At 45.8% G+C, this 19,626-nt stretch carries 14 protein-coding genes; 10 read left to right on the top strand and 4 right to left on the bottom strand.

Annotation, left to right across the window (positions count from 1 at the left end; all coding sequences use genetic code 11):
• Positions 1-7 precede the first annotated feature (7 nt).
• From rocF to AC0VYE_RS30525, 7 genes are all read left to right on the top strand, one after another.
• Complete coding sequence (gene rocF / locus AC0VYE_RS30555; RefSeq protein ID WP_076270426.1) at positions 8-910, top strand: arginase; 903 nt, start codon at positions 8-10, stop codon at positions 908-910.
• A 31-nt stretch (positions 911-941) separates the two neighbouring features.
• Positions 942-1,856, top strand: coding sequence for a proline dehydrogenase family protein (locus tag AC0VYE_RS30550; protein WP_076270369.1), 915 nt, complete (start codon positions 942-944; stop codon positions 1,854-1,856).
• Between the two features lie 12 nt (positions 1,857-1,868).
• Entirely contained in the window at positions 1,869-3,434 is a 1,566-nt protein-coding gene (gene pruA / locus AC0VYE_RS30545) for an L-glutamate gamma-semialdehyde dehydrogenase (protein WP_372239026.1), read from the top strand.
• Between the two features lie 317 nt (positions 3,435-3,751).
• A complete protein-coding gene (locus AC0VYE_RS30540; protein ID WP_475444528.1) occupies positions 3,752-8,110 on the top strand; it encodes a M20/M25/M40 family metallo-hydrolase in 4,359 nt (1,452 codons plus the stop codon).
• A gap of 102 nt (positions 8,111-8,212) precedes the next feature.
• Positions 8,213-9,919, top strand: a complete 1,707-nt coding sequence (locus tag AC0VYE_RS30535; RefSeq protein ID WP_475444526.1) for a methyl-accepting chemotaxis protein — start codon at positions 8,213-8,215, stop codon at positions 9,917-9,919.
• 143 nt (positions 9,920-10,062) lie between these two features.
• Positions 10,063-10,209, top strand: coding sequence for a hypothetical protein (locus AC0VYE_RS30530; protein WP_179089894.1), 147 nt, complete (start codon positions 10,063-10,065; stop codon positions 10,207-10,209).
• A 74-nt stretch (positions 10,210-10,283) separates the two neighbouring features.
• Positions 10,284-10,472, top strand: coding sequence for a hypothetical protein (locus AC0VYE_RS30525; RefSeq protein WP_076270373.1), 189 nt, complete (start codon positions 10,284-10,286; stop codon positions 10,470-10,472).
• Positions 10,473-10,563: 91 nt separating this feature from the next.
• On the opposite strand, the gene AC0VYE_RS30520 is transcribed toward AC0VYE_RS30525, so the two are convergent.
• Entirely contained in the window at positions 10,564-11,556 is a 993-nt protein-coding gene (locus AC0VYE_RS30520; RefSeq protein WP_076270374.1) for a lipoate--protein ligase, read from the bottom strand.
• A gap of 161 nt (positions 11,557-11,717) precedes the next feature.
• Here AC0VYE_RS30520 and AC0VYE_RS30515 point away from each other — a divergent pair, with 161 nt between their 5' ends.
• Positions 11,718-12,275 carry an NUDIX domain-containing protein gene (locus AC0VYE_RS30515; RefSeq protein ID WP_441912896.1) on the top strand — a complete coding sequence of 186 codons (558 nt, stop codon included), beginning with the start codon at positions 11,718-11,720 and terminating at the stop codon, positions 12,273-12,275.
• Positions 12,276-12,345: 70 nt separating this feature from the next.
• On the opposite strand, the gene AC0VYE_RS30510 is transcribed toward AC0VYE_RS30515, so the two are convergent.
• Both AC0VYE_RS30510 and AC0VYE_RS30505 read right to left on the bottom strand, forming a co-directional pair.
• A complete protein-coding gene (locus AC0VYE_RS30510; RefSeq protein ID WP_076270376.1) occupies positions 12,346-13,677 on the bottom strand; it encodes an ArsB/NhaD family transporter in 1,332 nt (443 codons plus the stop codon).
• 390 nt (positions 13,678-14,067) lie between these two features.
• Complete coding sequence (locus tag AC0VYE_RS30505; protein WP_475444522.1) at positions 14,068-17,403, bottom strand: DEAD/DEAH box helicase; 3,336 nt, start codon at positions 17,401-17,403, stop codon at positions 14,068-14,070.
• 257 nt (positions 17,404-17,660) lie between these two features.
• Here AC0VYE_RS30505 and AC0VYE_RS30500 point away from each other — a divergent pair, with 257 nt between their 5' ends.
• Positions 17,661-18,635 carry an aldo/keto reductase gene (locus AC0VYE_RS30500; protein ID WP_475444520.1) on the top strand — a complete coding sequence of 325 codons (975 nt, stop codon included), beginning with the start codon at positions 17,661-17,663 and terminating at the stop codon, positions 18,633-18,635.
• Positions 18,636-18,817: 182 nt separating this feature from the next.
• On the top strand, positions 18,818-19,168 hold the full coding sequence (locus tag AC0VYE_RS30495) for a hypothetical protein (protein WP_475444518.1): 351 nt from the start codon (positions 18,818-18,820) through the stop codon (positions 19,166-19,168).
• 111 nt (positions 19,169-19,279) lie between these two features.
• On the opposite strand, the gene AC0VYE_RS30490 is transcribed toward AC0VYE_RS30495, so the two are convergent.
• Entirely contained in the window at positions 19,280-19,624 is a 345-nt protein-coding gene (locus AC0VYE_RS30490; protein WP_475444516.1) for a hypothetical protein, read from the bottom strand.
• Between the last annotated feature and the right edge of the window lie 2 nt (positions 19,625-19,626).

Below are 19,626 nucleotides of genomic sequence, written 5' to 3'. Positions count from 1 at the left end.
GGATTTTATGGCGAGCAAAAAAGTGAGACTCATAAGCGTTCCGTTCTGGATGGGCGGAAGCCGCGCAGGATCGGAGCTTGGACCGGAAAGCATTATTCAATCAGGGCTTGCACGTCAAATCAGAAGCATGGGATTTGATTTAGTTGGCAACTACGAGGTCAGCTGCCCGAGGCATGGCGTGCTTGATCCGAAGCAGCCCAAGATGAAATATTTTCCTGAAGTGAAAGAGATGAGCGGGCTAGTAGGTGAACAGGTCTATCGCGCAGTGCTTGCGGACTCTTTTCCTCTCGTATTAGGGGGAGACCACAGTGTTGCAATTGGCTCGTTAGCTGGTTTGACTGGTCATTACAATAATTTGGGCATTATCTGGTTTGATGCGCATGGCGACTTGAATACAGAGGAGACCACTCCTTCCGGGAATATGCACGGTATGCCGCTTGCGGTAGCGATGGGTCTAGGGAAGTTTAAGCTTTCCGATATACCGGGAGCTGGACCGCTCATTAAGAAAGAAAATGTAGTGATTATCGGAGCGCGTGATTTGGATCATTACGAGAAGGAGCTTATTCGCTCAGAAGGAATCGCTTGCTTCACGATGCATGACATTGACCGAATGGGCATGAAGGCAGTCATGGAGAAGGCGATAGAGATTGTGAGCAGCGGTACGGATGGTGTGCATGTAAGCTTTGATATGGATTGTATGGACCCGGCGGAAGCTATCGGTGTAGGAACGCCGGTTCCAGGCGGAATAAGCTATCGCGAAGCGCATTTAGCGCTGGAGTTGCTAGCTGAAACAGGCCGCGTAACCTCTATGGATATTGTGGAAGTAAATCCTCTGCTGGATGTAGGCATGCGTACTTCTCGTCTTGCGGTTGAGATGGCGACCTCTCTGCTTGGCAAACGAATCATATAGAATCTAGGCGGTTAGGGGACGAGGGTTCGCTATGGAAAAAATGATGAGGAGCTTTTTTCTGACTCTCGGAAAAAGCAGTCGGATTGGGAACTTGGCGCGTAAATATGGGCTCAAGCTGGGAGCTAGCCGATTTGTAGCTGGGGTTGAAATAAGCAGCGCCATTGAAGCGGTCAAGAAGCTTAATAAACAAGGAAAAATGGCAACTTTAGATCATTTAGGTGAATTTGTTCGAGGCAAGGAAGAGGCAGCCCATTCGGCAAATATGTGCTTGCGCACGCTTAAGGCAATTGCTGCTTCTAATGCAAATGCGAACTTATCCTTAAAGCTTACAAGCTTAGGACTGGATCTGGACAGCAAGCTGTGCGAGGAGCATATGAGAACGATATTGGATGCCGCTGCAAAAATGAACATTTTTGTTCGAATCGATATGGAAGATTACTCTCACTGTCAGCCTGCTCTTGATCTATATAAGAGGCTGCGAGAGTCATATGACCATGTAGGTATCGTTATTCAAGCTTATTTGTTTCGTTCGGAGCAGGATGTTCATGAGCTAGGACTTAATCGTTCCAACCTAAGACTGGTGAAGGGCGCCTATAAAGAAGCTGAAGAGGTTGCCTATCCGCAGAAAACGGATGTCGATCAATCATTTGAGAGATTAATAAAGATGCATTTGCAGAGCGGCAGCTACACAGGGATAGCGACCCATGATCGTGCCATCATTGAGACCGCAAAAAGGTTCATCAAAGAGCAGGGAATTCCAGTGGAGCAATTCGAGTTCCAAATGCTTTATGGCATTTGCGAGGAGCTGCAGGATGAACTCGTTCGCGATGGTTATAGAGAAAGAATCTATGTTCCTTACGGTGAAGATTGGTTTGGTTATTTCATGAGAAGACTGGCAGAACGACCTGATAACGTTTGGTTTGTACTGAAAAATATGTGGAAGTAGAGGGGAATGACAATGAGAGAATGGAATGTAACGCCATTTGTTACTGAACCGATGACTGATTTTGGCAATGCTGAGAACCGTGCTGCCTTTCTGGAAGCAATTGCTCATGTGAGAACGGAATTAGGCAAGCAATATCCGCTGCATATTGGAGGTCACGCTGTTCATACCTCTGATTATATCGTATCACGCAACCCGGCAAAGTCGGATGAAGTAGTAGGCGAAGTGGCAAAAGCGAGCCGAGAATTAGCTGAACAGGCGATGAAATCAGCGCTTGCTGCTTTTGAAACGTGGAAACATACATCGGTATGGACACGGGCGAGCTGCTTGATGAAAGCCGCAGCGCTCATGCGGGAGCGGAAGCACTATTTTTCGGCGTGGCTCGTAATTGAGTCGGGTAAAAACTGGGCAGAAGCCGATGCGGATACGGCAGAAGCGATTGATTTTATGGATTATTATGCACGTGAAATGTTGAAATTAGCGGAAACCAATGAGCTAAAACCGCTGGTTAAGCTAGCGGGTGAAGACAATCGGCTGACTTATATTCCGCTGGGCGTTGGGATTGTTATTCCGCCTTGGAATTTCCCGCTGGCAATATGCGCTGGAATGGCTAGTGCCTCTATTGTTGCAGGCAACACGATTATTATGAAACCTGCATCTACAACTCCGATTATTGCTTACAAGTTCTATGAGCTGATGGTGGAGGCGGGGATGCCTGCTGATGTTATTCAGTATTTGCCGGGAAGCGGTGCAGAAATCGGCGACTACTTGACTAGCCATCCAAAGACCAGATTCATTAGCTTCACAGGCTCGAAGGAAATAGGGCTGCGTATTAATAGGCTGGCAGCTGAACAAGCGCCGGGACAAATCTGGATGAAGCGAGTTGTAGCGGAAATGGGCGGGAAAGACGGTATTGTCGTAGATGAAACGGCCAATATCGATGCTGCTGCTGATGCTATTGTAGCATCTGCATTTGGGTTTCAAGGACAGAAATGCTCGGCAGGCTCAAGAGCCATTGTTGTAGCAGATGTGTATGATGAGCTAATTGAAAAAGTGAAAGAAAGAACGAGCAAGCTTGTTATGGGTTCACCGGAAGAGAATGCGGCAATCGGGCCTGTTATTGATAAAGCTTCTTTTGACAAGATTTTGAATGCTATTGAGAGAGGCAAGAGTGAAGGTAGATTAATAGTAGGCGGAGGAAAAGGAATAGAGGGCGGCTATTTCATAGAGCCAACGGTATTCGCTGATGTTGCTCCAAAAGATTCGTTAATGCAAGAAGAGATATTCGGGCCTGTACTAGCCATAGCTAAGGCGAAGGATTGGCAGGAGGCTATTCATATTTACAATGATACGGAGTTTGGTCTGACAGGGGCTTTTTTCTCAGCGGAAGAGGATCGTATTCAAGCAGCGCTGCAGGAAATGCATTGCGGCAATCTGTATATTAATCGTAAATGTACGGGAGCGTTAGTAGGGGTTCATCCCTTTGGGGGATTTAATATGTCGGGTACAGATTCAAAGGCTGGCGGACATGATTATATGCTATTGTTCACGCAAGCTAAGCTTACGTCTATTAAACTATGAATGAATAATGGTCGGTATTCTTAAGGTTTAATGTTATATAAAATAACATAAAAGATTGATTTTTATTGAATTTTGATCGAATTTCTGAAAATATCATTGTCTATATGGAATGTTGATGTTACACTATCTCACGTAAAGAAGTATATTGTATACAAATTTTGACGCTTTACCCACATATACATAAGGCGCATCCTAGATTAAGTCAAAATTGATTAACGCAAAAGCGGAATGGGAGTGATGAGTATAGCATTGTTAATCTGTCATTTGGCTGCACTCTGTTTATTGGATTAATTGCTAGACAAAAAAGGAGGAAGAACATGTCTAAGAAGATTATCTCTCAAAAGCTTCTCGCACTCATGCTTTCCTTAATGCTCATTTTCTCTATCATTGCTCCTGGTGCTGCATATGCGCGGGAAGGTGCCGATACAGGTTCGGTTCCTGCTGAGGAGACTGCAGTCGCTCCAGAAACAACGGGGCTGGAAGAAACTTCGGATACGGAGCCGCTGATCGTCTCTGCATTTGCTGAGCCGGAAGATTCGGTTGGCAAAAGTGCTTATGATTATCTTAATTATATGGCGACCACAATCGGTGCTCGTGTTGCGGGTACAGCGAAAGAGGTTGAAGCCGGAAATTATGTAAAGGCTGAATTTGAAAAATTAGGCTTTAATACTGCGGTTCAGCCGTTCAGCTATACTCGCAGTGGGACAACGGTTAATTCAAATAACATCGTAGCGACTAAAGTAGGAACCTCGCCAAAGGTTATAATCGTAGGCGCGCATTATGACTCCGTCAATGCAGGCAAAGGTGCTGATGATAATGCATCAGGTGTAGCGGTTATGCTGGAATCAGCGAAAGCAGTGTCCAAGCTAGCTACGCCGTATACGATTAAATTCATTGCGTTTGGCGCGGAAGAGCAAGGACTTAGAGGTTCTCAATATTATGTGTCTCAAATGACTGCAGAAGATAAGAAAAACACAGTTGCGATGATTAACCTCGACAGTGTGGCTGTCGGTGACAATATGTACATTTATGGCAGCAAAGGCTCAAAAGGTTTCGTTCGTGACCTAGGCCTTAGCATTGCTGATCGCCTTGATCTTTCCGTCATTACCAATCCAGGCGAAAATCCTCAGTACCCAGCTGGCACAACAGGTGACTGGAGTGATCATGCGCCATTCTCGAAAGCAGGCATTCCTTATGCCTACTTGGAAGCGACGAACTGGACCCTTGGCGACAAGGATGGTTATACGCAAACTACACTGGATGGAGAGATATGGCACACAGCAAAAGATACTCTTAATTACATCGAATCTGCTTACCCGGGAAGAATCCAAGAGCATTTAACCACATTTACAAAATTGCTGACAGGCATTCTTCTAGAAGTAGAAGAGCTTGCACCTGAGAAGCTTCAACTAAGCAAAGATAAAGCATCCATAACAGAAAAAAGAACGATTGACGTTTCTTTCGAATTGCCGGCAGGCGTAACGCTTGCAGATCTGAAATGGAGCTATGGCGAGAAACCTCTGACCGAATGGAAAAAGTGGGGCACGAACTCGTATTCGGGAGACCCATTCATCTATTTGGAAGGGACGCCAGTGCTGGATGGAACGACGGTTAAAGCGCAAGTTACGTTTGACCTTATTTACAACACAACCAACTTGTCAGGTTCTCACCGTTCCAGATACCCGGCAATGCTTGGTACTCGTGATTTTGCTGTTCTAGATCAGAATGGCCGCACCATCGCGACAGCACCAATTAAGCTTAATGTGTATGACAGCTATCATTCGTATGATGAAATTAAACCAGAGATTGACGCGATTACAGCAGAAATTAATGCGAAAAATAATCGCTATGTCGAAACGCAGGTTCTTGGCCAATCCGTGCAGGGCAGAAACATATATTTTACGATTTTGGCAAAGGACAAAGCGTCTGTAGACAAATACTTAAATGAAACGATGCCTGCTATGATGAATGATCCGAAGGGCTTGCAGGATAAAATCAAAAATGGCACGTTCACAGACTATAAAGTTCCAGTATGGCTTAACAACATCCATCCGGATGAAGCGCCTGGCGTTGACGTTATTCTTAACTTCTTCCGGGAAATGGGGATGAAGGATAACATCACGTTTAATACGAACGAGGATGCTGCTAATCCGCTGCCTGTTACGTTAAACGTAAATGATGCGCTTGAAAATGCTATTTTCTTAATGAATTTCACGGAAAATCCAGATGGACGCTCCCTGAATACGCGGGCAAATGCCAACTCGTTTGACTTGAACCGCGATAATTCCTATCAAACGCAGCCCGAAACAAAAATCGTAACGAAAGAAATTGCCAAATGGTCGCCGCTTTCCTTCTTGGATATGCACGGTTTCGTAGGCAGCTTCCTGATCGAGCCGTGTACGCCGCCGCATGATCCGAACTTCGAGTACGATCTATTGATTGGAAGCATGCTCGAGCAAGCGAATGCGATGGGTAAAGCAGGTATTGCTAATACCAAATATACAAGCTATGAAATTCCGTATGAATCTCATCAAAAAAACGATGGCCCAAATAAATCAGGCTGGGATGATGCATCTCCTGCATATACAGCTGTTTATGCGATGCACCATGGTGCTTTAGGCCATACGCTGGAAATTCCAGAGCTTAACGAGGATTCCACTTCTGCTCTCTTCTATGCGAGCGTTGCAGCAACCAAGTATGTAGTAGAAAACAAAGAAAAATTGTTTTTGAACCAGCTTGAAGTTTATAAACGCGGAGTCGAGAATACAGACAGCCGTACCGTTGATAAATATTTGACGAATGCTGCTGACCAAGAGATTGGCAGACCGCGCGGTGCAGAAACTAATTTCTTCCCAGACTATTATGTTCTTCCTGTAGCAAGCGAATTGCAAAAAAACCGCCTAGCAACGTATGAAATGGTTCAGTACTTGCTGAGCAATGGCGTCAAAGTTGAACAAACCACGACACCTGTGACGATTGGCGAGGTCGTTTATCCAATTGGCTCTTACGTTGTCAACATGAAGCAAGCGAAGAGGGGTTACGCTAACCTCGTATTGTATGATGGCTTTGATGTATCGGATTTCTCTGAAATGTATGCCGAAATCGTTCAAAGTTTTGCTGATATGAGAGGTTTTGATCGTTATGTGGTACGTCAGGATGGAGCCTTCTCCGGTAAAACGACGAGCGTTACTGGAGTCGTAATCCCAGAGACGACCATTCCAGGCGACGCAGAACAGTATGTCATTAGAAATACAAGCAATGCGGCTATTAAAGCAGTAAATGAATTGCTTGCAGCTAAGAAAGCAGTAACGATGCTGAGTAAAGGTGCTGCAGGTTATGAATTAGGAGATTTCCTTGTTTCCAAAGCGGATCTCCAGTCTATTTCCAAAAAATATTTGTTAGATGTGATAGCCTTTGACAATAAGAACAGCAAGGAAGGGCCGCTGTTGAAATTAACGACGGTATCCGCAACAGGAGTCCCTGCTTTTGTTCTAAAAGATTTGGGCTTCCCTGTGACAACGGATATGGCGGCAAGCGATGTACTGATTAACACAAGCGGACAAGCAAGCACGAACCTGATCGGTGAGGGCAAGCCTTATATTGGATTCGGAAGATCGGCAATGAACACGATGAAGGGTTCGACGCTGCTGCCAGGATTCGATTTCGCAACGACAGGAAGCTCTCATGAAGGCTTGTTCAAAACAGAGCTGGATCAGACGCATTTGATTACGGCTGCGTATGATACAAAAGAATACTTCTACACCGCATCGGGTTCATGGATCACTTCTACTCCAGCAAATGCAAAGGTGTTGGCAACGGCAAGTACGGATGCTGACTTCTTTAAAGCAGGCTGGTGGCCTGGAAATGATAAAGTAAAAGGTAAAACGATTGGCTTCACCTACAAAAAAGGAAAAATTAATGTCACGTTATTCGCGAATGATTTGCTGAACAGAGCACACCCGCAAAAGCAGTTCAGAGTGGTGGCCAATGCAATATTTACAGCGGCATTTGCTGAGGAGACGGGACCTGTTGTAACACCGGACCCAGGCACCGGCGGACCGGATCCAGTTATAACACCAACGCCAACACCGACTCCTACACCAACGCCAGTTGCCGTTCCTGAGTTTAAAGATTTAGGAGCTGTCGAGGCTTGGGCTGGAGACGCAATTAAGGAGTTGGCTGGAAAAGGCATTATTACAGGTATTAGCAGCACATCATTTGCACCGCTTAAACAAGTAACGCGAGCTGAGTTTTTGACCATGCTTGTTCGCGCTTATCAACTAGCAGATGCTTCTGCCACGGTAGAATTCAGTGATGTAAACACGTCGGATTGGTTCTACGCTTCAGTAGCTGCAGCGGTGAAAGCAGGACTGGCTCAAGGTGTAGGAGAGGGCAAATTCGATCCTAACCGACCAATTACACGTGAGGAAATGGCTATTATGGCTGCCAACGCCTTGAAGCTCATCAATAAGGATGCAGCAGCAAGTGACGTAGAGGGTGCCTTAAGTAAATTTAGCGACCAAGCTAAAATGGCATCGTATGCGAAAGAAGCGATTGCCCTTCTGACAGAACAAGGCGTGATCAACGGCATGACGGACGGCTCCTATGCTCCAAAAGGCATAGCTAACAGAGCGCAAGCAGCCGTTATCATTAGCAAGCTCCTTAAGAAAAATTAAATTATAGCAATAGATAAAGGGCTGCCAGCGGCAGCCCTTTTATTTAAAGCTTTTTCATGAAGTACATATTGCCTCACAGAAAACGTAAGGAGGACGGCATAGATGAAATTGAATATTGGGAGCAAACGTAAATTAACGATAGCCAATAAGATTTACGGTAGTTTTTTTGCTGCAATTGTTTTTATTATGCTTCTATTATGCTTTATTTTTTATAATCTCAATACCCTTAATAGATCCTATAATGAGCTCATTAACAATAATGTAGCCGTCCTTATGAATATGGAGTCTATTCAAAGAAATGCCGTTCAGCTCAATAGCAGCTTTAGCGATTACTTATTGAATAAAAATAAAGACATTTTAAAAGAAATGGATGCGGTAAGTGCGGATATTGTTGGTCAAGCAAAGGCAGCACAAGCTTTGATACAAAATGAGGAAGATATTAAAGCGCTTGACGCCCTTCTGGGCTGGAACAATCAATACATGGAACGGATAGCAGCGTTTAACGATGTGGAGCAGTTAAAGGCCACTTCTTATGCCAATACACGCGTTTTCCCTTTGGCGAAGCTAATTCGCACCAATGCGATTAAACTCGCTCAAAAACAAGAGAACGTTATGGCGGAAAAGGTACTGGCAAACGATAGGGAAGTTAATCAGTCAAATATTTCTATGCTTATCGGAAGTATTCTCCTTATTGCGGTGACGCTGCTGCTGGGTACGCTGCTTTCTAGAAATATTTCCATTCCCATTAGACGTTTGTCTGGATTAGCTGTGGCCGTAGCCAGCGGTGATTTGCGCAGCACGCCTCTTCACATTCGAAATAAAGATGAAATCGGTTCATTAGCAGACTCGTTTGATAGTATGAGAAGCGGTTTGCAGGAGATGATAGAGCAGGTCAATCAGGCTGCGAAGCAGCTGGCAGCAAGCTCGGAGGAGATGCGTGAAGGAGCCAAACAAACCTCAGCAGCTACGTATTACATCGTTGAATCGACGCAGCTGGTTGCTGCATCAGCAGAGGAGCAGCTGCAAGGCTCAGAAGCAATTTCAACAGCGATGGAGGACATTGTCGAAGCAATTAGAAGCATAACATCCGCGGTAACGGTGATTTCGGAAACGTCAGAGCAAGCCATTCTTATCGTAGATGGCGGACATTCCTACATGGAGCTTGCCACCCAAGACATGAGCAGCATTGATCAAATCGTCGATGAAACTGCGAATTCGATGGAAAATGTGAAGGAAAGCGTGCAGCACATCGAGAACATCGTAGCATTAATTGCATCCATTTCGGGTCAGACTCGGCTGCTTGCATTAAATGCAACCATTGAAGCAGCAAGGGCAGGGGAACATGGCTTAGGGTTTGCTGTAGTAGCGGAAGAGGTTAGAAACTTAGCGAAACAATCGGAAGAAGCGTCAAAAAAAGCGTCTAAGCTGCTCGGCACTGTACGCAACAATACAATGCAGGCTGTTTCTATGATGGATAAAGGGAAAAATGAAGTGAAAAAGGGAAAGCGTTCATTGATTGAGACAAGCAGCCAATTCCAGCTTATCCGCAGTTCAGTGAGTGAGGTAGCGAGCCAAATTCAAGAGATTGCTGCGTCATCCATACAAATATCTACAGGCTCGCAAAACGTTGCTGCTTCCACTTCAGCCAGCGCGAAGCAGGCTAATGAATCATCAGCATTGACGCAAAGCGTATCTGCAGCAACCGAAGAACAGCTAGCATACATGGAGGAAATAACAGCATCTGCAACAACGCTTCATGCTGCAGCAGGTGATTTGCAAAGCCATGTCTCTAAGTTCAGAATGGTATAACTGGTTGAAAGCCCCGAGCGAACCGCTTGGGGTTTCTTGCTGTCGTCCTTTTTATTTCTGGACACAGCGGCATACGCCCAAACCCAAATCAGCTCCTTGGCATAGGCTGTTATCATCACATGAAATCAAGGAGCTTAATCCGAATGCCAAAAACGACAACAAAACCGGAGATAACTGAATTATCGTCTGATGACCTTGCTATATGGGCTGCAGTTATATTAGTCATTGGCGATTTATTTGGATTGTTTGCCGTCATAAAAGCAAAAGAGGAAAAGGAAGAGCTGCTTTAAACCTTTGACCATGATGATTCAGCTTATCACATAAAAGTTTCCCCAAAAATTTCAATATAAAAGGAGAAAAGTGGATGGCAGATAAAAAAGAGATTAAGTCTGAAGAACTGGCCAAGCTTTCAGCATCGCTTTCAGCCGTTGGTTATGGATTAATCCTGCTTTCGCTTGAGAGGGCAGATCAGGAAAACCTGGAGCGCAAGGGGAAGGAAAATGAGAAGATGTCAGCAGCAGTAAATCGGTTATATCGACGTTTCAATGGATAAAGAGAGCGGGGATGAAGGGTGAACATAATCTCTCCTTCAATGATTACGTAAACAGCCCCTCGCATATGGCAAGGGGCTGTTTGCATGCTGCTTACAAAATTAACTCAAGCCATTGTTCCTTCGTTACCGGACCGAAATAGAAGGGCAGATCAATATCAGCTGTAAGCTGCTTTAGAGCGGAAGCTTCATAACGAATGCCGATCAGTTTCTGAGCAACTTCATTGCTGTCGCCACGGCCAAAAAAGTCCCCGTAAATAGCGGCGTTTACAATCAATCCTTCTTCAACCTGTAGACGAACATCAAAGGTGCCGACTCCTTCGATTCGTTTCTTCTGCTGTACATTAAAGGATGGAGAACGGCCATAGTTCCATTCCCAGCTGCGGTAGCGCTCTTCCGCCAGCTTGTGCACATTTTGCCAGTCCTGTTCAGATAACTCGTAGAACGGGATTTCAGCAGATTGCTCAAAGATGGACTGAAGCAGTCTTTGCCTAAACTGCTCTATCGTCATAGGCTCCTTCAAAAACTCTGTAATATTCGCCACGCGGCTGCGGATCGACTTCGTTGATTTTGATACATATTTCTCAGCATTTGCCTTCAGCGCAGATACAACATTTTCGATTTCAGAATTAAACAGCAGCGTTCCATGGCTGAACATTTTGCCCTTCGTCGAAAATTGCGCATTGCCGGATATTTTTCGCTCGCCAACCTGTAGATCATTTCGGCCAGTCATTTCGGCGTCTACACCCAGTTCTTGAAGCGCGCGTACAACGGGCTCGGTGAACTTCTTGAAATTGTGGAAGGACTTACCGTCATCCTTCATAATAAAGCTGAAATTCAAGTTACCGAGATCGTGGTAGACGGCTCCCCCTCCAGAGAGTCTGCGGACGACGTGAAGCCCGCTGCTCTCGACGTAATCTGCATTAACTTCCTCGACGGTATTTTGGTTTTTGCCAATGATGATGGATGGCTCATTTATGTAGAAAAGCAAGTAGTCATCGTTGTCAGGCAATGAACGCAATATATATTCCTCTAATGCCAAATTAAGCGTTGGGTCGGTGATGCCATTATTGCTTACAAAACGCATGATCTTTGTCCTCCTATGCTGTAGCTCATATTGGCATTATACCTGTACGTCCTGTTCCTTATCAAATGAAAGGTTCGTACTTAATGGGTACAACCTATGCATAAGCTGAAATAATTCGTATAATCAAATGAGATAAAAAGCTTGATGCAGAGGTGAAGCAAATGGAAGCGAAATTTTGTATGTCATGCGGTCATGAGCTCGAAACCCGTGACGTTGACGGTACGATGAGGCGGGCTTGTACGAGCTGCAGCTTCGTTCATTGGGGAAATTATAGCATTGGTGTCGGAGCACTGGTCGTTAAGGATGAGAAAATTTTGCTCGTTCGCCGAGCGCAAGAGCCTGGAAAAGGAAAATGGACGAATCCTGGCGGCTATATCGAGCAGTTGGAAGCCATTCAAGACACGATTGAGCGAGAGGTTATGGAGGAGTGCGGCGTGCAAGCAATCGTTAAAAACGTCGTAGCACTGCGTGATCAGCCGAGAAATATACATAATCTGTACGTCGCATTTGAGATGGAATATGTGAGCGGAGAGCCTGCCCCGGATTTTGTGGAGGTTGACGCTGCCGGTTTCTTCACCTTGCAGGAGCTGGAATCAATGGATGTTGCCGGCTTTACACAGTGGCTGGTTGATGTTGCTTTCCATGGACAATCACAGGGACTCAAGATAGATAGGTCGCCTGTCGTGCCTTTGGACGGTTATGGATTATTTCGAGTATAAAATACAGTTATGTTTATCCTATTATATATAGTAGAGACCTTCCTAGCGGAAGGTCTCTTTTTTTTGCAAATTAGAACACCCAGTATACCCAATACGATAATAGAATCAACGTGAATACAACGGTAATCGGAATGACGATTGAAGTTACCTTCAAATACTGAACCCAGCTAATTGGAACCCCGCCTTTACGTACGATATGCATCCACATAAGCGTTGCCAGTGTACCAATTGGCAATAGAAGCGAACCGATGTCACTGCCGATGACACTAGCGAGATAAGCAATTTTTAACGTCAGAGGATCGAGGCCCATATTCATTAGTGTAATCGTACCGACCATAAGTGCGGGATGGTTGTTGAATAAATTGGAGAGTACGCTTAAAAGTCCGCCCATGAGAACGCTGGCGTGAAGCAGGCTTCCTGAGATGAGAGGCTGCATAAGATGAATAAGCCAATCCGTTAAACCAATGTTGTTAAGGCCATAAATGATTACATACATGCTGAAAGCGAATATGAGTATATACCAAGGAGTTTTTTTGAGCATGTCCGCCGGTGAAATTTTCAAGTGGTACCAACGCCAGCCTAGCAGAAGAGCAGACCCGATAACAGCCATTGCAGCGACGGGGAAGTGGATGTAGGATGCGACAAAGAGGCTGATACGAACACAAAATACAAAAATAAGAATATTGCGCATGAAGCGGTTGCGGTTCTCTTTAGGCAAGGTTTCCTTTAACGGATGGCTGCCGGGCATAAGATTCCACCTGGAAGCGGGAGGGAGTGTTTTTGGAAGTGTGCGATAGAAGACGGCAAACAGCAGGAGCGACAAGAGGACAAGTCCAAGCGAAGCAGGTACGAACATCATGGCGGTATGCATGTAGAGATCCATATGAACGATTTTTAACGCAATTAAATTGACGATATTGCTTACGCCGATAGGGGCACTAGATGCCGTTGCGATTAAGGCGCCAGATAATAGATAAGGTATTTTTTGATGTTTTTTTAGTCCCATATTTTGCAGCAAGAGCAGCAATATGGGCGTTGTAATTAAGATGCTTCCATCATTGTTTACAAAAAGTGTCATGAGAAAACAAAATAGGTTTGTTAGCCAAAACAAACGAATGCCGGAGCCGCGGGCTTTTTTGGTGAGCAGCTCGGCTGCCCAGTAGAAAAAACCGAAGCTTTCTAAAACAATGGCCATAACGATAGTAGCAATAATGGTGACCGCAGCCCCGCTTATCGTTTCGGTTATTTGACCGAGATCGGAAAGCGAGACGCTTCCGCTAAGAAGAACGACTGCAGCTCCGATTGTTGCGGGTATCGCTTCATTGACCTGCGGTCGCCAGAAGATGAAGCTGATTGTTAGAAGGAACGCGGAAATGGTCATAATGATCATTAAGTCATGCATGCTTTAACCTCTTTTCAGTTTTGAACCCTTTTTTTGCTTTATTGTGCAGCACTCCTTTTCTTGATTGAACCTTAGGCTACTTGGAAAACTAGCATTCTAGCAAAGCTAGAGATCCTCCTTTCTCTTATTTATTTTGTATCTATGTAGTGTAAGTATACGTACATGATAGAGTGTTCGTACTGGTCAATATCCCTATCTCTATCAAAATCTGCTAGTATCAATTGAAGATATTTGCCCCATAATGATAGATAGCTTCTATGGATTAAAGCCCAAAAAACCCTCCTAACGATGGTCGTTTGGAGGGTTTCTTATATTACTAAGAGTCATTGACTGCCGCCTTGCCCCTCAACATAATCGAGAGACTACTCGCCTAGACTTATTTCATGTTCATCACTCAATCATCAGAATTTCACGAATATCCTTTTCCGATAGAGAGGATAGAGCCTCCTGACCAGGCTGGATAACCTCGTCAATCAGGTTCATTTTCTTTTGCTGAAGCTCATACATTTTGTCCTCGACCGTGCCTTGCGTTACGAGCCGGATGACCTGTACGACGTTTTTCTGTCCAATGCGATGTGCACGATCCGCTGCTTGCTGCTCGACGGCGGGGTTCCACCAAAGGTCGTAGAGAATAACAGTGTCGGCACCCGTTAGGTTTAGTCCAGTGCCCCCGGCTTTTAACGAGAGCAGGAAGAGGTCACGCTCACCGTCGTTGAATCGATTACAAAGCTCGACGCGCTCGGAGGCTTTTGTTTGCCCGTCCAAATAAAAATGAGTAATGCCTCGGTAACCCAGCTCCCGTGCGATTAGGCCGAGCATCTCTGTAAATTGTGAGAAGATGAGCAGCCGCTTGCCAGCACTCTGGCATTCCTCGATAATTTCGAGGAGCTGCTCAAATTTGGCGGAGCTTCCTCGGTAATCTTCTACGAATAAGGCAGGATGGCAGCAGAGCTGGCGAAGCCTTGTTATTCCAGCCAAAATTCGAATTCGATTTTGCTGGAAACTTTCATCGTTCAAATGCTTCACTGTCTCCTGCTGCAGCTTAGCTAGGAAGCCAACATACAGCTGTTTCTGTTCAGGCAGCAGCTCCGATGCTTGAATCGACTCGATTTTGTCAGGCAGCTCCTTCAGTACATCACTTTTCAGCCTGCGCAGCAAGAACGGACGAACCCGCTTGGCGACAGCTTCTCGCGATAGCTCATTGAAAGCTTGCTTGCTGGGAAATAACGCAGGGAAAACGGCTCCGAAAATAGACCATAGCTCCTCCAGCGTATTTTCCACGGGCGTGCCGGTCAATGCGAAGCGATACCCGGCATCAATTGCCTTAACGGCTTGCGCGGTTTGAGTCGTATGGTTTTTGAAATATTGCGCCTCATCCAAAATCAGCGTGTGGAAGCTTTGCTTCATATAATCTTTAATATCTTTGCGCAGCAAGGGATATGAAGTTATGATCACATCCGCCGAAGAATCGCCTGTCAGCAGGCCGCTGCGCTCTGACTTGGTGCCATCGGCAATAACGGCGCGAACCTCTGGTGCGAATTTTTTCAGCTCATTCAGCCAGTTGTAGGCGAGCGAAGCAGGAGCAACAATTAATGCAGGCTGCTCTCGCTTCCGAATCTCCGGCAGTACGGAGACGACAAATGCGATCGCCTGCACTGTTTTCCCGAGCCCCATATCATCGGCAAGAATGCCGCCGAAATGGTAATGGGCAAGCGTCTTCATCCATTGATAGCCATACTGTTGATAATCCCGCAGCACGTTCGCGAGATTGTCCGGCACTGGGAAATCCAAATTGTCGGGGTTACGCATGTTTTCCAGCAGCCGGCGGAACGATTTGCCAAGTCTTACCGCATTTCCGTTCTCATGTGAACCAATGAGATGCAGGCCGCGTGCTGTAGGTATCCGAAATTCAGATCCTTGAATATCGCTCTGGCGCAGGCCGACCTCATTTAAGAAATGGATAATTTCTTGAAACTCGGCGCCATCAAGCGGCAATAACGAGCCGTTTGGCAAGCGGTGGTATTTGCGCTGCACTTCAAGCGACTTCAGCAGGTTCCGAATTTCCGATTCAGGAATGCCGTCCATATCGAACTTGAATTCCAGCCAGTCTGTACGCTCATTTACATTAATCGTTACTTTTGGCGCTGCATGCTTAGTCACAATTCGCACTTTAACAGCAGAGGTAGCGTACACGGTCAGCAGCTTCTCAAGCCGCGGGATGATATGGTGCAGAAATTCGAATTCCGAATCCTCGTCCTCCATGAAATAGCCGCCCTCTGTTTTGGCAAAGGGAACCAGCTCCATCAGTTCGAGAATGAGCCGCTCTTGTTCTCCGTCCCGCATGAGAATGCGATCAGTACCGCGCGATTTCTCGCTTCCTTCTAAAGGATTAATAATAATGTCGCCATATTGGAACTCAAGCCCTGCGACCAGCCGATCCCTTACTCGGTCCAAGTAAAGCTTCGCTTTAAGCTGCGTTTGCAGCACGCGGTCAGATATTGATTCCGCAATTCCGACACTGCCCAGCTTCATTAGTCCCGGGATGACCCTTTCCATAAATGGCTCCATTTGCGCAGGGGCAATATGAATCTTTGGCTTGCGCGAAGTGTCGAGCAGCTGCTTCATCTCCATAAGCCGTGTGCAAGATTCCGGTTTCAGCTCGATCAGCTTGCCGTTTGTGATAACCAGCTCATAATCTTCCATAATGATGATCTGATCAAGTCCCTGAATATCCAATTGATAGCCGTCGCTCGTCGCTTGATCAAACGCAAAATGGAGCGGGAGCGCTTCGTCGCTCCGTTCAATGCCATGAAACGTTTGATTGTTATAAAGCAGCTGTACGGTCGGTGCAGCAGTTAGCAGAGGAAGCGTGTTCTCCCATGAGGAGGGAGGTACAAGCAGCATACGGTCTCCGCCGGCCGGAGCCTCTCTTAGAAATGAGCGGGACAGCGATTCCCTGAATATCTTTTCATTTCGGTAGATTTGAATAAGCCTCGCAAGCACCGCATCATTCTCCTGCTGAAAGCTGTGAACGGCTGGATCATAGGTGAAATGTTTCGAGAAGACGTAAGGCTCCCGCCGATCGACCTTTTCCAGAAATTCTCGTATTTGTTGTACGATATATAACCGTTTTGGGCCAACCTTAAGCTCAATGCCGAACATATGCTTTCGGAAGCCGTAGGGGAAAAGCTTAACAGAAATCTCTACTTCCAGAGTGGTGCGCATGTCCAAAAGCGACCGGCTTCCGCTTGTGCGAATCGGACGGTGGCTGAACAAGCCTAACATGCCGTTAGCCAGCCGAGTATCGGCTGCTTCTAACCCCGCATGCGCCGCATATCGATTACGGAGATGGGTTGTATCTGCTTCGTCATCATCATAGTAAGGCCTATCCTCTGGATGAAGGAGTGAGGGATAGATACGGGCAGGAGTATCATACTCATTTTGAAAATGATGAATTTGCAGCAGCGCCGCAGCAACATGCTGGCAATACTTATCGTAGGTGCTGAAAGCGAGACAGGAGCACTCCGCTTCGACGTCTCCATCCAGGTCAATATCAATCGTAACCTCATAGCGATGGTTGCCGATTACGATAGCTTTAAAGCTGCTTGCCTCAGGACCTCGGTCCGCAAGCGTAACTTTTCCATCTTTATAGTAGGCTTCGCCGCGTTCGTAGAAGGTATCGCCGCATAGCAGCTTAATGACTCGCTCGGACAACTGTACGCTCATGGTATGGTTCCTTTCCGCTAGCGGAACGCTTGTTCCGATGTGTAAGTTAATTCTTATCATATCAGAATATGTACAGCAGGTCACAATTCAAAATGTGGGCATTGTGCTTTTGAAATAAAAGCCTAACATGAAACAAGGTTATTGCTAGCTCTATTTTTGATGTGGTCTAGGCAGCTCTTACTGAAATCGAATGCAATCAACGGTATAATGTAGGAAAAGAAGCTAAGCTTGATTATGGGAAAAGGAGCTGGACAACCATGCATTACCGACGACTTGGAAATAGCGGCCTCAAAGTATCCGCGCTCGGTTTAGGTACCAACGCTTTTGGCAAACGCGCAGATTATGAGGCTTCAAAACAAATCATTCATAGCGCGATAGACAATGGAATCAACTTTATCGATACAGCCAACATCTATGCAGCCACCGAATCCGAAAAAATTATTGGGCAGGTGCTTGAGGGACAGCGTCAACATGTTGTTTTAGCTACAAAAGCAGGGCTAGTTCGGGGAGCAGGCGTAAATGAGCGCGGCTCATCCAGATTTCATTTGCAGACGGAATTGGAACAGAGCTTAAAACGTCTAAAAACCGACTATATCGATCTATATCAAATTCATACGTTTGATCCTGAAACACCGCTTGAGGAAACACTTCGAGCGCTAGAGGATATGGTACGCTCTGGCAAGGTGCGCTACATCGGAGCTTCCAATTACTTTGCGTGGGAGCTGATGAAGGCGCTCGGAATCAGTGATCGGCTTGGGATAAACCGCTTCGTATCGACACAAGTAAGCTACTCCTTAGCGGATCGAACGCCGGAAAACGAGCTGGTTCCGATGTGTCTAGACCAAGGCGTGGGTATCATTCCGTATTTTCCGCTGGCTGGCGGCATTCTGTCAGGAAAATACAGCGCAGCGCAGCAGGCGCCAGAAGGCTCTCGCGCTCAGACCGACCCGAGTTTCCAGCGATTTATCGATACTAAAACCATTGCGCTAGGTGAAAATGTAGCGAAGCTTGCGGGACAATTGGACTGTACGCCAAGCGTATTATCACTCGCTTGGCTCATGCATCAGCCTGTCGTATCTACAGTCATTGTGGGAGCGACAAAGGTGGAGCAGCTCAAAGAAAACTTGAAGAGTGTATCCTTGCAGCTGACCGCAGATACAGAAGAGGAATTGCAGAAGATTAGCCGCCCATTCCGTACGGGTGAACCTTTTGCATGGTATCGCTTGACGTAGAGATTTACAAAACGGGTACCCACACGCAAAACACTTTGAAAAAGGTGCATAGCTTGTGGGTGCTTTTTTGTATAGAAGCCTTGTTATTGTTGCATTCGTGGGAAAATTGTAGATGCGGCCTTGTTTCATCTCTATCTAATTTGTTTTATAAGTTGTTATCGAATAAGAGGAGAGTGAGAGGCATGACGGAGATGCAAACCTATTATGTATCGATTTCTGGAAAGCGGGTCGAGCCTGAACCTTCCATCAATGATCAGTTAACGGTAACCGCAACGCAGGCGGAGATCAGCGAGCTTCAACAGCTGCTCGACCAAATTCAGCGGGATGATGAAAAAACACAATTTCGCGCGCCAATCCCTTATAAATCAGCTGACAAGGACGAAGCAACCGACAAATTTAATGAGGATATCATCAAGGTGTACGAAGCTGTGTACGCGTTAGGCACGAAAGAAACTAAAGATCATATTCGCCAAATGAATATTTTAAACAAGCTGCAAGACTCTGATTACGACTATCCCGGATATGAGCGTTAAAAAGGTAAGCCGGTAAACAGATAAGAGGCTGTCACTAGGGAAAAATGCCTTAATGAGACAGCCTCTTTGCTTGGAATCGGATAAAGGATGAAGAACAATGGTTTATTCAGATCAATATTGATGCCGCTCTAAGTCATCTACGTAGTCCTTGGCCTCTTTGAGGCTGACGCCACTTTTTTTTCTAAACTCTTTAATTGCTTGAACTCTTTTTCCTGAGGCAACCAGCATGCGTAATCTATCATCGATATTTATAGGGGCGTTGTTGCGAGGCATTCCGGGTGAGGAAGGAGGGGAATTCAGGTTTGGCTTGGGTGATCCCGAAAAATCCGAGTGATTGTTACCCCGTTGAAGCTCCAATTTTATTTCGTCAACCTGTCTCTGCAAGCTGAATACTTTTAGCCCAAGCAGGACCGATAGAACTAATGCACTCACAGCAACAATTTCGATCGTTTCCATTA

Source organism: Pristimantibacillus sp. Z349TD_6 (assembly GCF_056173205.1).
This window is presented reverse-complemented; position numbering and strand designations above follow the sequence as displayed.